This is a genomic window from Taklimakanibacter deserti, from assembly GCA_003574785.1.
The window spans coordinates 1-15,331 of record QORU01000026.1; the positions used below are offsets into that span (position 1 = coordinate 1).

The window sequence follows — 15,331 nt, forward strand, 5'->3', positions numbered from 1 at the left end:
CTCTGTGCACCTCCACCAAACAGAAGGAGTAAAATGTGGGAAAAAGTGACCTTGACAAAAAGCCCCATACAAGGTGGCCGAAGGCCGGATGAGGGCTCTTTCGTAACAATGTGCTCAAATCTCGACGAGAATCCCTCGCTGAGACAAAGAGCCCTCACCCGCCCTTCGGGCACCCTCTCCCATTGCTTCGCAACGGGAGAGGGGGAAGGACTGGAGAGGGCTCGCCTATTTAGAAATCGAATTGGCCGACATTCTCCTTGGTGAAGACGAAGGGCGCGCCGAGCAGGATCTCCGAGCCGTTGATGACCTGGAGATCGCCAAGCTTGCCGGCCTTGACCGAGGTGGCGCCGGCCTTCAGATCGCCATCGGCGACGGCGCGCAGCACATGCATCGCGGCGTAGCCTAGATCGACCGGGTTCCACAGCACCACCGACTTGACGCAGTCCTTCTCGACATAGGGCTTCATCGCATTGGGCGTGGCGAGGCCGACCACCGCGATCGTGCCGCACTTGTTCGCCTGCGTGACCGCTTCGGCGGAAGCCGGTGTCGCGACGCTGGTCATGCCGAAGATGCCTTTCAGCTCATCGCCATGCTTGTTGATCAGCGTCGTCGCCTGGTTGAAGGACAGCACATTGTCTTCCTGCGCCTCGACCGTCTCCAGCCATTTCATCTTGGGATGGCACTTCTCGGCATAGGCCCCCATCTCGGCGATCCAGCGCGCCTGGTTCGGCGTGGTGAAGGTCGAGGTGACGATGGCGAAAGCGCCCTCCTCGCCGATCTCCTTGGCCATGTTGTCGACCATCGCCTTGGCGATGCCGTTGAACTCGGCCTGGTTGACGAACCACTGGCGGGCCGAGGGCTCGGAATTCGCGTCATAGCCCACGACATTGATGCCCTTGCTCAGCGCCTTCTTCAACACCGGGGCGATCGCGACGGGATCGTTGGCGGCGAACAATATGCCGTCGACGCCGCTCGTTATGTAATTGTCGATGAAGGTGATCTGCTGGTCGATATTGGCCTGGGTCGGACCGTCGGTCTTGGCATCGACATTGCCGAGCTCCTTGGCCGCATCGGCGATGCCCTTCGAGGTGGCGTTGAAATAGCCGATGCCGATGAGCTTCGGTATATCGACGACGGTGATCTTCTTGCCCTTGCGGTCGGGGGCGCCGGTCGGCTCGCCGCCGTCATAGGGCTTGGCCACGGCGGCACCGGGCGTGCCGTCGCAGGCCAAGGGATTGGTCGGCAAATCGTCGCCCCCGGTCCAGGCCGAGGCGGCAAATGCGCTCCCCGTCATGGCGGTCAAGGCGACAGCGGCAATCAATGTCTTGTGTATCATGTCATGCTCCTTGCGCTTCACATCCGGACCTTGATTCTGCTGACGGCCCTGAGATCCGGACTCTCCCTTTTGGTCAACCGTCTGCATCCTTGCGAAACATATTGCTGATGAGGATCGTGCCGATGAGCACGGCGCCGATCACCACGATGGTGCCGTCGCCCTTGACGCCGGCGAGGGCAAGCCCGTTCTTCAGCGCCTGCATCAGGACGAGGCCGAGCAGCGTGCCGATGATCGTGCCGCGCCCGCCGAAGATGCTGGTGCCGCCCAAGACCACGGCGGTGATGACGTCAAGCTCGAGCCCGGTGCCCATGTCGGAGCGCGTGGTCGAGACTCGCGACACGAAGATCACCGCGGCGAGCCCGGCGATGAGGCCCGAGGCCGTATATATAAGAAGCAGCGTGCGATCGACGCTGAGGCCCGAAAAGCGCGAGGCGACGGCGTTGGAGCCGATCGCATAGGTGGCGCGCCCGAAGGTCGAGAGGCCGAGGATGATGGCGGCGATGAAAGCGAGGATGGCGAAGACCCACAATTGCGTGGGCACGCCCAGGAACTCACCCTGGCCCAGCGCGAAGAACCAGTCGGGATAGCCTCGCACCGAGCGCGCCTGGCTGATGCCCTCGGCGAGGCCGCGATAAAGCGCGAGCGTCGCCAGCGTCGCGATGAGCGGCGGCACGCCGAAGCGGGTGATGATGAGGCCGTTGACGAGGCCCGCCACCCCGCCGACGACGATGCCGAGCACCATGGCGAGCGGCAGCGGCAGGCCGAGCTTCTGCCAGAACACGCCGAGCAATATGGCGACGAGTCCCAGGATCGAGCCGACCGAGAGATCGATGCCGCCGGTGACGATGACGAAGGTCATGGCGAGCGCCACGAGGCCGACCTCGGCCATGAGCCGCCCCTGATTGAGCAGGTTGTCGGCGGTGAAGAAGCGGTCGGACTGGAAGGCGAGGATGACGAGCGCCGCGATGAGCAGGACGCCCAGGATCGCCTCGTGCCGCAGCAGCAATGATCGCAATGCGGCGGTCATGGGACGAGGCTCCGGCGCCGCCGCGCCATGTCGGCGAGCACGGTGGCGAGGATCAGGAGGCCCAGCACCGCGCGCAGCCAATAGGCCGACACATTGAGGAAGATCAGCGCCGAGCCGATGCAGGCGAAGAGGATGGCGGCGAGCGTCGAGCCGATCACCGTGCCGGTGCCGCCGAGGATCGAGACGCCGCCGATCACCGCCGCGGTGATGACGGTGAGTTCGAGATTGGGCGGCACGGTCGACTGGATGACCTGCAATTGCGTGGCGAAGAGCAAGGCCGCGATGCCGGCGAACAACCCGTGCAGCGCGAAGACGAGGACGCAGGTGCGCTCAGGGGAAAGCCCCGAGGCGCGCGCCGCTTCGGCATTGCCGCCGACCGCATAGATCGAGCGCCCCATCGCCGAATAGCGCATCCACAGCGCCATGACGATGGTGAGGATCACCATGAAGTAGACCGGCGCCGGAATGCCGAAGAGCCGCGCCTGGGCGATGAAGAATCCGGGCGGCATGCCGGTGATCCAGGTGCCGCCGGTCAGGCTGATGAGCCCGCCTTTGAGGATCGACAGCATGCCGAGCGATGCGACGATCGAGGGCACGCGCATATAGGCGATGAGCGCGCCGAGGAAAGTGTTGATGACGATGCCGACCAGGATCGGGACGATCCACGCGACCCAGATCGGATAGCCCTGGACCGCGAGCGTCCCGGCGATGGTGGCGAGCACGCCGATAAGCGAGCCGACCGAGACGTCGATATGGCCGGAGATGATGACCATCGCCATGCCGATCGCCGCCACCGCGATATAGGCATTGCCGGAAAAGATGCTGGTGAGGTTGGTGTCGGAGAGGAAGCGCGGATTGTAGAGGCCGACGACGATGAACAGCACCACGATGGCGGCGAGGACGACGATCTCCTGGCCATAGGCTTCGAAGAGACGCGCGAAATAGGCGGGGCGGCGCCGCGGCAGGGCGATGTCGCTCATGCCGCCTCCTCCGCTTGCGCCAGCGTCATGGCGGCGCCGACCGTTTCGGCCGTGGCATCCTCGCGCGCGATCTCGGCGACGATGCGCCCGCCATTCATCACCAGCACCCGGTCGCTCATGCCGAGCACTTCCGGCAGTTCGCTCGAGATCATCAGGATGGCGAGGCCGCTTTGCGCCAGCTTCGACATGAGCGCATGGATCTCCGACTTGGCGCCGACATCGATGCCGCGCGTCGGCTCGTCCATGATGAGGATCCGGGGCTCGGCCGCGAGCCACTTGGCGAGGACGACCTTCTGCTGGTTGCCGCCCGAGAGCTGGCGCGCCGCTTGTCCAGGCCCCCGCGCCCTGATCCCCAGGCGCTTGATGAAATCGCGCGCCAGCCGGTCTTCCTTGCCGCGATCGACGATCAATGCGCGCGCCAGCTTCTTGAGCACGGTGAGCGAGATGTTCTCGGCAATGGTCTGCGGCCTGACCAGGCCCTGCAGGCCGCGGTCCTCCGGCACATAGGCGATGCCGAGATCGCGCGCCTGGCTCGGCGACTTGATATGGACTGGCTTGCCGTCGATGAGGATCTCGCCCGACGTCTTGGGCGTGATGCCGAAGATGGTGAGCGCCGTCTCGGTGCGCCCCGAGCCGACGAGGCCGGCAATGCCGACGATCTCGCCGGCGCGCAAGGTGAAGGAGACATTGCGCACCCCCTTGCCATGCGACACGTCGCGAAGCTCGAGCCGCGGCGGCCCGATCTTCGCCTCTTCCTTGGGGAAGAGCTGGTCGATCGAGCGCCCGACCATCATCGCGACCAGCGAGCGCTCGCTGACGTCCTTGATATCCTTCGTGCCGACATGGTTGCCGTCGCGCAGGACCGTCACCCGGTCGGCGAGCGCGAAGATCTCCGGCAGCTTGTGGCTGACATAGACGATGCCGACACCCCTGTCGCGCAAGCGCCGGATGATGGTCATCAATTGCTGGACGTCGGCTTCGGCGAGCGACGCGGTGGGCTCGTCCATGATGACGACGCGGGCATTCTGCGACAGCGCCTTGGCGATCTCGATGCGCTGCCGGTTGGCGACCGACAGGGATCCGACCTTGGTATCGACATCGAGATGATGCGAATCGAGATCGTCCAGGAGTTGCCGCGAGCGCTCGCGCATCTGCGCCCAGTCGAGGCCGCCCCAGCGATTGCGCGGCGCGTGATTGAGGAAGATGTTCTCGGCGACCGAGAGCTCGGGGAAGAGAAGCAGTTCCTGATAGACGATGGCGATGCCGGCTTTCACCGCCTGGCCGGGATTGGCGAATTTCACCTGATCGCCGCCGATCCGGATCTCGCCTTCATCGGGCGCATGCACCCCGGCGATGATCTTGATGAGGGTCGACTTGCCCGCACCATTCTCGCCCAAGAGCGCATGCACCTCGCCCGGCCTGACGTCGAAATCGACCGCATTGAGGACGCGCACGCCGACGAAGGATTTGGAGATGTTTTTGAGCTCGACCAGCGCGGTCATGGCGGGTTTCTCCGCCCAGCGCAGCCATGATCACAGTGAGCGAGATTAATCAACTCTCTCAGGTCGGGAGCCGGGAATGCGATCGGGGCGATCCCGCAGAATGCTTTCCGGGAAATACCGCCAATGCAGTCCATCCGCATCTTCCTCCCACCCGGATATGTCCGTTTTTATTGATTTCCCGCGGGGCTATCCGGCGCCGCCGCAGAGGGCTTCGAGACCAGGCTTGCCATTGCCTGAGGGCCTCATCATGATTAAGATTGAACAATGATGAGCAATTATGGTCAAGCCATGAATCGCAATCATCTGACAAATAAGCGTGAGTGCACGCTCACGCCTGTGATCATCGCTGATCAAACTTGCGGCCCTCCCCAGGTTTCCCCCTCTCCCGTTGCGCAGCAATGGGAGAGGGTGCCCGAAGGGCGGGTGAGGGCTCTTTGTCTCAGCAAGGAGTGCTCTCCGAGATCAGAGCACACTGCACGAAAGAGCCCTCATCCGGCCTGTCGGCCACCTTCTCCCACGCTGCGCGCGGGAGAAGGGGCAACTTTCCAGCAGCACCATCATGGATGAGAGCGAACGTCACCGTCTCATCCTCGATGCGCTGAAGGAGCGGCCTTTCGCGACGGTGAAGGACCTGCTCGACGTCCTGAGAGTGTCGCCCGCCACCATTCGCCGCGACATCGCCAAGCTGCATGCGGCGGGCAATGTGCGCAAGGTCTTCGGCGGCATTGCCTCAGGCCTGCATGATTCATCGCCCGAGCGTCTGGCCGCGCGCCCCTTCGAGGAGAACCGCATGCTGGCGGTCGATGCCAAGCGCGCCATTGCGCGCGAGGCCGAAGCCCTGGTGCGCGACGGCGACGCCCTCATCATCCATGGCGGCACCACCTGCTATCTCTTCGCGCTCAGGCTCGCGCGCCGCAATGTGAAGATCTACACCAACTCCATGCCGCTCGCGGCGCGCCTGTGGGAGGACGGCTCCTGTCATTTGACCCTTGCCGGCGGCGAGCTCTATCGCGAGCCCGGCATCATCTATGCGCAAGGCTCGGGCCCGCCCGATTTCTATGCCTCGAAATTGTTCCTCGGCGCGCAAGGCATCGGTCCCAACGGCATCATGGAATCGCATCCTTTGATCGCGCGCGAGTCGGAGCGACTGCTGTCCCGCGCCGATGAATTGGTGCTCCTCGCCGACAGCCGCAAATTCGCGATCCGCACCCGCTATAGCGTCCTGCCGCTGTCGCGCATCTCGACTCTCATCACCGATGACGGCCTGTCGGGCGAGCATGCCAGGATGCTGGAAGACGCCGGCATCCGCACCATCATCGCCAAGGTCGGCAAGGATGATACCCTCGCCCCGCGCAGCGGGGAGAGGGAGGGGCCCGGTGCGTAGCACCGGGAGGGTGAGGGGCGCCTTTACTTCTTCACTGGGATCCAGATCTCGAAGCCGCCGAGACCGGAATGGGGATCGAATTTCGCGTCATAGCGCTCGAAGCCCGGCGCGTCCGCGGCCTCGTATTCCGATTGCGGCAGCCAGCTGTTCCAGATGGCGTTCATCGTGCCGCGGATGGTCGAGATGTGCCCCTCATGGGCGAATACCGCATAGAGATGCTGCGGCACGCGCAATCGCGCGAAAGTCTTCGGCAGGTCGGAGAAATCGGCGACTTCGACGCCGGTCATGTAATCCATATTGCCGCTGTCGTCGGTATTGTAGAAGACGCCATAGGCGACATTGCCGATCTGGCCGGGCACATGGCCGATATGCGGCTGGAACTGCTGCCATTGCGAGGGAATGGCGGCGCTCGACGCATGCGTATAGCGTTCGCTCAGTCCGGCGATGAGCAGGGTCTTGCCGGTTTCGATGCGCGGCGGCTTGAGGGCGTTGGGCGGTGTATCGTTCATGGCAATGGGCTCCACGAGTTGGACGATGTCGAGGATGCGCCCTCCCCGCAGCTGTTCCGGCGTCAGGCCGAACTGGTCGCGGAAGGCGCGGGTGAAGGCTTCGTGGGACCCATAGCCCGCCTCGAGAGCGACGGTGAGGATGTCGGGGGCACCGTGGCTGAGCTTCTTCGCCGCCTCGCTCAGGCGCCGCGCCTTGGCATAGGCAATGACCGACATGCCGGTCGCCGCCGCAAAAGCGCGCGTCATGTGATAGCGCGAGACGCCGCCGACCGCCGCTACCTCGTCGAGGGAAATGTCCTGGGCGAAGTGGCTTTCGACGAACCAGAGCGCTCTTTCCGCGGGATTCATGGCAATCCTCACAAAGCCTGGCCGGCATCATGCCCGCTGAGCCAAGCGCTTGTTTGACCGATATTGCGCTTTTCTTCCAATTCGACCCACCGCTTGTGCATCGCGGTCGAGGGCGATGGACCTTGGTCCAACTATATAGAGGCGTTGGGCGAAGGTTTAATGCCGGGAGGGTCCGCCGACGGGCGGGCAGGCCGGCAAGGGTCTCGACGATCACCGAAAGAGAAGCTGACGACAATCCCCACTCGCATCGTCAGTGACGCATTGCTTCCGGGGCTGGGGGCAATGCCGGTCGCCGAGGCGCCTGCCGCGGAATCGGCGTTGGGCATGTATGGGCCCGGTTTCCGCCATGGCTTCGCCGGGCTCATGCCCGTGGCCCGGCGCCTTTTCGTGAGTTATCCTTGCGCCCGCTGTCGGGCATCCCGCCCTTGATGGACTTATCCGATGTCGACAAGACTTCCGAATACCCTTCCGGCCATCGATGCCCCGGCTGGATATCGCCGGCGCGATGTTGTCCTTGGTGCCGCTTCATTGACGGCGAGCGCCTTCATGCCGATGACGGCAAAGGCGCAATCCCTCTCTCCGTCCGCAGCCAGGCCGATTACCCAGGAAGCCTATATCTACGGCTTCCCGATGGTGGACAGCTATCGCGTCCAATATTCCTATTTTGTCGATCGGGGCGGACCCGAATTCAAGGCGCCGTGGAACACCATTTTCAACAATGCGCGCGTCTACACGCCCGACGACAAGGCCATCCAGACGCCGAATTCGGACACGCCCTATTCCTATGTCGGCGCCGATCTCAGGGCCGAGCCCTTGGTGTTCACGGTGCCGGAGATCGAGAAGGACCGCTACTATTCGCTCCAGTTCATCGACATGTACACTTTCAATTTCGCCTATGTCGGCAGCCGCGCCACGGGAAATGCGGCAGGAAATTTCATCCTCGCCGGCCCTGGCTGGAAAGGCGAGACGCCGCCTGGCATCAAGGCGGTGATACCGTGTGAGACGCAATTCGCCTTCGTCCTTTATCGCACCCAGCTCTTCGGCCCCGACGACATCGAGAACGTCAAGAAGGTCCAGGCCGGCTACAAGGTTCAGCCGCTATCGTCCTTTCTGAACCAGCCGAAGCCCGCCCCGGCACCGAAGATCGATTTTCTCAAGCCCTTGAGCCCGGAAGCGGAGAAGACGTCGCCCGCCTTCTTCACGGTCCTGAATTTTCTGCTGCAATTCTGTCCGACACATCCTTCCGAAACCGAGCTGATGGCGCGCTTCGCCACGCTTGGCATCGGCGCCGGCAAGACCTTCGATCCGCAGGCGCTTTCCCCCGAGCTTCGCGCTGCCGTCACCGACGGGATGGCAGATGCGTGGAATACCTTCAAGCAATTCAAGAGAACCCAGCTCGACACCCACAAGCGCAGCGCCGATTGCTTCGGAACACGCGAGCATCTGAAGGGCAGCTATATCGACCGCATGGCGGGAGCCGTCCTCGGCATCTATGGCAATTCGAAGGAAGAAGCCATCTATCCGGTCTACTTCGTCGATTCCCAAGGAAAGCCACTGAGCGGGGCCAAACAATACACCTTGCGTCTCGCCCCCGGACAATTGCCGCCGGTCAACGCCTTCTGGTCATTGACGCTTTACGCGCTGCCCGCAAGCCTTCTTTCCGCCAATCCGCTCAATCGCTATCTGATCAATTCGCCGATGCTGCCGAATCTGAAGACGGACGCGGATGGCGGGCTCACGCTTTACGTCCAGAACCAGACTCCCGGCATGGACAAGGAGTCGAACTGGTTGCCCGCACCTGCCGGACCGTTTTTCCTCGTCATGCGCCTCTATTGGCCGAAGCCCGAGGCGCTTGACGGCAAATGGGAAACGCCACCGCTTGAGCGCGCGAAATGAGCAAGAGGACAGCCGATGATGGTTTGCGCGCTGACTGTTGGCATCGGCATGTCAGGCCTTGCGGCCCGGCTCGTGCGGTAACTGGATAACAGGATGATGATCTTACAAACTGCATAAAAACCTGCGCTTGTTGGCTATCCTTCAAATATAGCGCTTGGTAAATGAGGAACCCCTCGCCTAGAGTTACCCTCGCCAGAATCGGGATGGCATATTTTTTGAGAGGGTATTCCATGGTTGTCTGTTCAAGCCGCTTCGTGCTGGCCGTTTCTCTTTCGGCCTTGCTCATCGTTGGACCTTCCATCGCCGGTCATTCGGATCTGTTGTCCTATGATCAGGCTTTCGCCGAAAAGGGCGGAAATGGCGGGGGCAATGGTGGTGGCAAGGGTGGTAGCGGCGGAAACGGCGGCGGCGGCAGCGGTGGCGCGCAAGGCAATGCCGGCGCAAGCAGTGCCGGCGGGGGAAGCCAGTCGGCGAATGCCGGCCAGGCGGGCAAGTCGTCATCGAGCAAGGCGTCCGAAAAGAGCAAGGACAAGAGCCTCGCCAACGAGCTCGGCGCCTTGAATGCGGCGCATGCATCGTCGAAAGCCCTGGCCAATGCCTCGCCCAATTCGCGCGTCGGCAAGATCGCCGCTTATAAGGCTGCGAATGACGCCGCGATCGACGCCCAGGCGGAGGCGGACGAGGCCGCTGCCGCGGCCATCGCGGGCAATCCAGCGGCGGTGGCTGCGGCCGCGGAGACCAAGCTGGCTGCCGACGATCTCGCGGCCAAGCAGCAGACCCTTACGGGCCTGCAGGTCGCCGGCGCAGATCAGACTGAGATCGACGCCGCGCAACAGGCGGTCGATGACGCCGCCGATGCCTTGGCCGCGGCGCAAGCGACCCAAGCTGCGGCGGAGGCTGCCGCTATAGCGGCCGACCCAGCCGCGCAGCAGGCGCAAGCCGAAGCCGATGCCGCAGCCGAGGTCGCGAATACCGCGCTCGAGACGGCGGCGAACAAGCCGGTAACCCCGGAAGTCAAGGCTGCCGTCGACGCGCTTCTCGCAGGCAAATAAGCCGCGACATCCGAAAAGCTCCGTTGTCCCGCGATGCGACCATCGCGGGACAATGCTGTCCGGCATGTCCTACGCTGTTCATCCCGGCCGCCTGAGGTATAGTCTTTCCGTCGGGGGCGAGACCAGGCTGATGCCGATCCCAAGGGAGGATGAAATGCAGCGCCGTCTCCTCAAACTACTTTCCGTGTCGCCGGCCGTTTCCTTCGTCATTTTCGCAGCCGGCCTGTTCGCCGTCACCTTGCCTGCCGGCAGCGCGAAGACAACCCGCCTCGACGTCATCGAGCATGCGACGACCGACACCGTCACCGATACTGGCGCCAAGGGCGACAGCGTGGGCGACCTCCTGACCTTCGCCAATGAGGTCTTCGACGCGAAGGATGCCCAGAAGGTCGGCACTAGCACCGGCTGGTGCATCCGCACCGTCGCCGGCAAATCCTGGGAATGCTTCTGGACGCTGACGCTCGCCGACGGCCAGATCACCGTCGCGGGTCCTTTCCTTGATGCCGGCGACTCCGTGCTGGCGGTCACCGGCGGCACCGGCAAATATGCCGGCGCTCGCGGCGAAATGGCGCTCCACGCACGGGACGCCAAGGGCAGCGCCTATGACTTCAAATACAGCCTGATCAAGTAAAGCGCCTAGCCCCAGTCCTGCGCAAACCTATTTCAACTTGGCGAGCACCGCCGCCTTGCCGTCGCTGCCGTCCCAGGCGGTGACGCCCGCGAGCCACTGGTCGAGCACGCCCGGATTCGCCGTGAGCCACATCGTCGCCGATTGCGCGGCATCCTTGTTGGCGAGGATGTCCTCCATCACAGCACCTTCCATCTCGACGGTGAACTTCAGGTTCTTCAGGAAGCGCGCCACATTGGCGCATTCCTCGCCATAGCCGGAGCGGACCAGCGTATGGATGGTCGCCGGCCCGAAACCGTCCTTCTCGAAACCTGAAAGATAGCTGATCGGCATCTTGCCCATCACCGGATGCGGCGTCCAGGCGAGGAAGATGATCCAGTTCTTTTTGCCGAGCTCTTTTTCGGCCTGCGCCAGCATGCCCTGTTCGCTCGACTCGACGAGGCTCCAGTCCTTGAGCCCGTTAGCCGGATCATCGATCTTGCCTTGCAGGATTCGATTGCCGTCATTGCCCGGCTCGATGCCATACATCTTGCGGCCGAATCTCTCGCCTTGCGCCGCGAGGTCGGCGAGCGACCTGACGCCGGCCTCCGCCACATAGGCGGGCACCACGGGACCATAGCCCGCTCCCTCGAGGTTCACGGCAAAGCTCTCGATCGTCTTGGCGTCGAGATAGGGGCGCACCTCGGTGGTCTGGCTTGGCATCCAATTGTCGAGCCAGATGTCGATCTGCTTGTTCTTGAGGCTTTCAAGGATGACGGGCACGCTCAAGAGCTGGTCCTTCGGCTCATAGCCGAGATGGCGCAGGACCGTCATCGCCAGGGCGTTCTGCGCGGTATTGTCGGTCCAGCCGCCATCGGCGATGCGCGGCGCGCGGCAGCTGTCGGGCTCCTTGCCGGCGGCTGCCGATGTGAGAAGCAGAAAGGAAATACCGGCGAGCATGATGAGTTTGAGCATGGCTGTCTCCTCCTGTGCCAGAGCATCGGACCGAAAAGTGCGAAGCGGTTTTCGGGTAATCCGATGCGCAAACAAAAAATAGAGCGCCGGGGCGATTCTATGAGAATCGCCAGGCGCTCTATGTGGCTGTTTCCCAGTGTTTTGGCCAGTTGCCGGGCACTCTGAGATCCACTCCCGCCTGTTGCTCGATGGCCCGGCACACGCTGAGTTCGCCTTCACTTCCGCCATAGCGCCGCCGGGCCGCCTCGAACTTGGCGCGCACGAGGCGCGTCAGATCCGCATCGACTGTCTGTTCCTCGGCAAGACCGGCGATCAGCGCCAGGTCCTTGCAGCACAGATCGAGCGTGAAGGAGGGATCATAGTGGCCGGCGAAGATCGACGGGACGTCATGCCGGCAAACGAAACTGTCGGCGGCGCCTGATTTCATCGCTTCCCACAAGGCAAGCAGATCCACGCCGGCCTTGCGCGCCGTCACCATCGCTTCGCCGATTGCCGCGGCATGAATGAACCACAACTGATTGGTGACGAGCTTGACGACACCTCCCGAGCCGAGGGGCCCGACGAAGATGATACGTCCTGCCGCGCCCAGGATGGGACGGACGCTTTCCACCAGATCGGCGGAACCGCCGGCAAACAAAGTGAGCTCGCCCTTGATCGCGCCGTCGATCGCGCCAGTGACCGGTGCGTCGATCGTGGAAACTCCCTTGTCGCCGAGAAGTGTTGCCAGATGCCGGAGAAGGCTCGGGCGGTTGGTCGTCATGTCGACCCAGACGAGACCGTGCCGCGCCGCTGACAGCAGTCCGTCCGGTCCTGTCACGATGGCCTCCACTTCGGCCGGGCCAAACACCATGGTGATCACGCAATCGGCATGGGCCGCGCACTCTGCCGGGCTTGCCGCCCATCGGGCGCCCTCCGCGACGAGGGTGTCAGCGGCTTCGGGACGGATGTCGTGGACGGTAAGCTGATGGCCAGCCCGCAGGATATTGCGCGCGACCGCGCAACCCATCCTGCCCAGCCCAATGAAACCGACTTTCATCTGCGTCGCGCCGCCTCTTATTTGCCGGCGAGCCTGACCCATGGCTATAGTGAGCACAAGCAAATTGCGTTGATGCCCACCATAAGAGGCGATGATGCGATGAATATCGAAATCAGGCTGTTGCGCAGTTTTGTCGAGATCTACGAGGCGGGGTCGCTGTCGCGCGCCGCCGTGGCGCTCGGCTGCACTCAGGCAGCGATGAGCATGCGTCTCAAGATGCTGGAAGACGAGTTGGCGCGCCCGCTCTTCATCCGTCGCCATCATCGGCTGGACCCGACCCCGTTTGCCGCCGATTTCTACGCCAAGGCGCTGGTCGTGCTCGCCTCTTATGACGAGTTGATCTCGGCCAGCCGAAGCCGCGCCGTCGTCGAACGCGTGCGGATCGGCATACCGGACGATTATGCGCTTGGTTTTTTGCCGGATGTGATCGCCGCTCTGCTCGGCGCCCAGGCCAGGATCGACTTCGATATCAGATGCGATCTGAGCGCCAATCTTGCCGCCGCCGTAGAGAAGCAGGATCTCGACATAGCCATTGCGACTCTCGCCAATCCTCCGGAAACCGCGATCCTGCTCGGCGAGCCGGCGCTCTACTGGGTCGGCAGCGCCGCGCGGGTGATGGATGTGTCACCACCCATCGCCCTTGCCGCCTATCCTGAGGGCTGTGTCTTCCGCAAGGCGATGATCACCGCTCTGGAAGCCGCCGGTCTCGGCTGGCGCGTCGCCATCCAAAGCCGCAATCACGCCGGCATCATTGCCGGCATACGCTCTGGGGCAGCGGTGACGGCCATGGCGCAGGGCACGATACCTGCAGGCCTCGTCTGCATCGACGACCCCTACTGTCTGCCGCCGCTCGGCCATGCCCCGATCTACGCGCTGAGAGGCCGCACCGGCATCCGCCACATCGATGAGTTGGAAGCGGCATTGCATAAAGTCATATCGGCATTCTCCGGCGACGACACTCCCGCCGATCTTACTCGTGATGGAACACTTCCTCCATCGGCGCCCACCATTCGCTTTTCTTGCGCGACGACAGCGGCACCTGCATCGGGTCGGTGATGCGCCACCAGTCCTGCATGCGGGGATCGGCGCGCATCAGCGCCATGTCGGCGGCGAAATCCTCTCCATGATATTCCCAAGATGCGAAAAGCAGGTTCTCGGGCTCGCGCAGGAAGATCGTATAGTTGCGGATATTGCAGCGGCTGATCAGCGCCAGGATCTCGGGCCAGACTTGCGCATGGATCCTCTTATATTCGGGGATGACCTCAGGCCTGAGGCCGATGACGAGACCCATTCGCTGCATGCGCTGTTCCCTTCCGTTGCACTATGTTATTGTAACACAAATGGAAACGAGCGGTCAGGGAGTGAGACACGATGACGATGACGCATGCTGAGGAGAAAACGATGGCCAAGGCTCTGCCTTTCGATCAGGCAAAGCTCGACGGTCTCATGGACAAGGCCGGGATCGATGTCCTCCTCCTCACCTCCAAGCACAATATCCAGTATCTGCTCGGCGGCTATCGTTTCTTCTTCTTCGATTTCATGGATGCGATCGGCGTCAGCCGCTATCTGCCGGTGATGATCTATCGCAAGGGCCGCCCCGATCAGGCCGCCTATTTCGGCAATGGGCTCGAGATTTATGAGCGCCAGCTCGACAAGTTCTGGCCTTCGACGGTCGAGACCAAGTCCTGGGGCACGCTCGATGTGATGCGGCTCGCCGCCGACCACCTGAAGAAGCTCGGGCCCATTCGCACCTTGGGGGTCGAGATGGGCTTCCTCCCGGCCGATGCCCATGCCGCCCTGCGTGACGCGGCGCCCAATGTCGAGATCGTCGATGCGCTCTTCCCGCTGGAGCGGCTGCGCGCGGTCAAGACGCCGGAAGAGCTCGAGCTCCTCAAGAAGGCGTCGGAAGGCGTCGTCTCATCCATGCTCGCGGTCATGGGCGCGCACGGGCCCGGCTCGACCAAGAAGCAATTGGCGGAGGCCTTGCGGCTCGAAGAGGTCAAGCGCGGCCTCACTTTCGAATATTGTCTCATCACCGTGGGATCGAGCCACAACCGCTCGCCCTCGCCCGACAGCTGGAACAAGGGCGAGGTGCTCTCGCTCGATTCCGGCGGCAATTATAAAGGCTATATCGGCGATCTCTGCCGCATGGCCGTGCTCGGCGAGCCCGACCAGGAGCTGAAGGACCTGCTCGCCGAGGTCGACATGATCCAGCAGGCGGCGCGCAGGCCGATCCGGGCCGGCGCCCGCGGCGGTGACATCTATGTCGAGGCCGACAAGGTGTTCAAGACGGCGCCGCACCGGAACATCATGCATTTCTGCGCCCATGGCATGGGCATGATCCCGCATGAGGCGCCGCGCCTCACGGGCTCAGGTCCCGTGCCCTATCCCGCCTATGACGAGGATCTGCCGCTCGAAGAAGGCATGGTCATCTCGATCGAGACCACTCTGCCCCATCCCAAGCGCGGCTATGTGAAGCTCGAGGACACGGTCGCCGTGACCAAGACGGGCTATGAGCCCTATGGCGATGGCGGCCGCGGCTGGAATCGCGGCAAGGTCTGACCCCTTGCAATCGTGGGCCAAGCCGTGAGATTTGGGAAATATCAGCGTGGAACATTGCGCTTGGCCGTGTGACGCTCTGACGTGCAAATTCCCTGCTCGAATTGGCAAATTCCCTGC

Annotated in this window: 14 protein-coding genes; 6 read left to right on the forward strand and 8 right to left on the reverse strand. The window is 63.0% G+C overall.

The genetic code is table 11. From position 1 onward, the window contains the following. Nucleotides 1–229: 229 nt before the first annotated feature. The 4 genes from DS839_RS34190 to DS839_RS34205 form a co-directional block, all read right to left on the reverse strand. Nucleotides 230–1,336 (reverse strand): autoinducer 2 ABC transporter substrate-binding protein, encoded by a 1,107-nt coding sequence (locus DS839_RS34190; RefSeq protein ID WP_119275040.1) that lies wholly within the window; start codon nt 1,334–1,336, stop codon nt 230–232. A gap of 73 nt (nt 1,337–1,409) precedes the next feature. Next, on the reverse strand, nt 1,410–2,363 hold the full coding sequence (locus DS839_RS34195; RefSeq protein ID WP_119275041.1) for an ABC transporter permease: 954 nt from the start codon (nt 2,361–2,363) through the stop codon (nt 1,410–1,412). Beyond that, on the reverse strand, nt 2,360–3,343 hold the full coding sequence (locus DS839_RS34200; RefSeq protein WP_119275042.1) for an ABC transporter permease: 984 nt from the start codon (nt 3,341–3,343) through the stop codon (nt 2,360–2,362). The genes DS839_RS34195 and DS839_RS34200 overlap by 4 nt, the downstream gene beginning before the upstream one ends. Next, a complete protein-coding gene (locus tag DS839_RS34205) occupies nt 3,340–4,845 on the reverse strand; it encodes a sugar ABC transporter ATP-binding protein (RefSeq protein WP_119275043.1) in 1,506 nt (501 codons plus the stop codon). The genes DS839_RS34200 and DS839_RS34205 overlap by 4 nt, the downstream gene beginning before the upstream one ends. Before the next feature lie 559 nt (nt 4,846–5,404). Between DS839_RS34205 and DS839_RS34210 the strand changes: the two genes are divergently transcribed. After that, nucleotides 5,405–6,229, forward strand: coding sequence for a DeoR/GlpR family DNA-binding transcription regulator (locus DS839_RS34210; RefSeq protein ID WP_119275044.1), 825 nt, complete (start codon nt 5,405–5,407; stop codon nt 6,227–6,229). Nucleotides 6,230–6,252: 23 nt separating this feature from the next. Here DS839_RS34210 and DS839_RS34215 read toward each other — a convergent pair whose 3' ends face one another. Further along, nucleotides 6,253–7,086, reverse strand: a complete 834-nt coding sequence (locus DS839_RS34215; RefSeq protein WP_119275045.1) for an AraC family transcriptional regulator — start codon at nt 7,084–7,086, stop codon at nt 6,253–6,255. A gap of 441 nt (nt 7,087–7,527) precedes the next feature. On the opposite strand from DS839_RS34215, the gene DS839_RS34220 reads away from it, so the two are divergent. From DS839_RS34220 to DS839_RS34235, 3 genes are all read left to right on the forward strand, one after another. Next, nucleotides 7,528–8,982: a DUF1254 domain-containing protein gene (locus DS839_RS34220; RefSeq protein WP_119275046.1), complete on the forward strand. Its 1,455-nt coding sequence runs from the start codon at nt 7,528–7,530 to the stop codon at nt 8,980–8,982. A 230-nt stretch (nt 8,983–9,212) separates the two neighbouring features. After that, entirely contained in the window at nt 9,213–10,034 is an 822-nt protein-coding gene (locus tag DS839_RS36765; RefSeq protein ID WP_162918993.1) for a hypothetical protein, read from the forward strand. A 154-nt stretch (nt 10,035–10,188) separates the two neighbouring features. Next, a complete protein-coding gene (locus DS839_RS34235) occupies nt 10,189–10,665 on the forward strand; it encodes an allene oxide cyclase family protein (protein WP_119275049.1) in 477 nt (158 codons plus the stop codon). A gap of 27 nt (nt 10,666–10,692) precedes the next feature. Here the strand turns inward: DS839_RS34235 and DS839_RS34240 are convergent, their stop codons facing one another. Together DS839_RS34240 and DS839_RS36770 are read right to left on the reverse strand one after the other, a co-directional pair. Further along, nucleotides 10,693–11,616, reverse strand: a complete 924-nt coding sequence (locus tag DS839_RS34240) for a glycine betaine ABC transporter substrate-binding protein (RefSeq protein ID WP_119275050.1) — start codon at nt 11,614–11,616, stop codon at nt 10,693–10,695. Nucleotides 11,617–11,734: 118 nt separating this feature from the next. Further along, nucleotides 11,735–12,652 carry an NAD(P)-dependent oxidoreductase gene (locus DS839_RS36770; protein WP_162918994.1) on the reverse strand — a complete coding sequence of 306 codons (918 nt, stop codon included), beginning with the start codon at nt 12,650–12,652 and terminating at the stop codon, nt 11,735–11,737. A gap of 72 nt (nt 12,653–12,724) precedes the next feature. Between DS839_RS36770 and DS839_RS34255 the strand changes: the two genes are divergently transcribed. Next, entirely contained in the window at nt 12,725–13,708 is a 984-nt protein-coding gene (locus DS839_RS34255) for a LysR family transcriptional regulator (protein WP_162918995.1), read from the forward strand. On the opposite strand, the gene DS839_RS34260 is transcribed toward DS839_RS34255, so the two are convergent. Beyond that, a complete protein-coding gene (locus tag DS839_RS34260) occupies nt 13,623–13,952 on the reverse strand; it encodes an L-rhamnose mutarotase (RefSeq protein WP_119275053.1) in 330 nt (109 codons plus the stop codon). The two genes, DS839_RS34255 and DS839_RS34260, sit on opposite strands and share 86 nt — an antisense overlap. Before the next feature lie 101 nt (nt 13,953–14,053). On the opposite strand from DS839_RS34260, the gene DS839_RS34265 reads away from it, so the two are divergent. Continuing rightward, the gene (locus tag DS839_RS34265; RefSeq protein WP_368912079.1) at nt 14,054–15,214 is read left to right on the forward strand and encodes a M24 family metallopeptidase; all 1,161 of its coding nucleotides are present in this window, start codon (nt 14,054–14,056) and stop codon (nt 15,212–15,214) included. Nucleotides 15,215–15,331 lie beyond the last annotated feature (117 nt).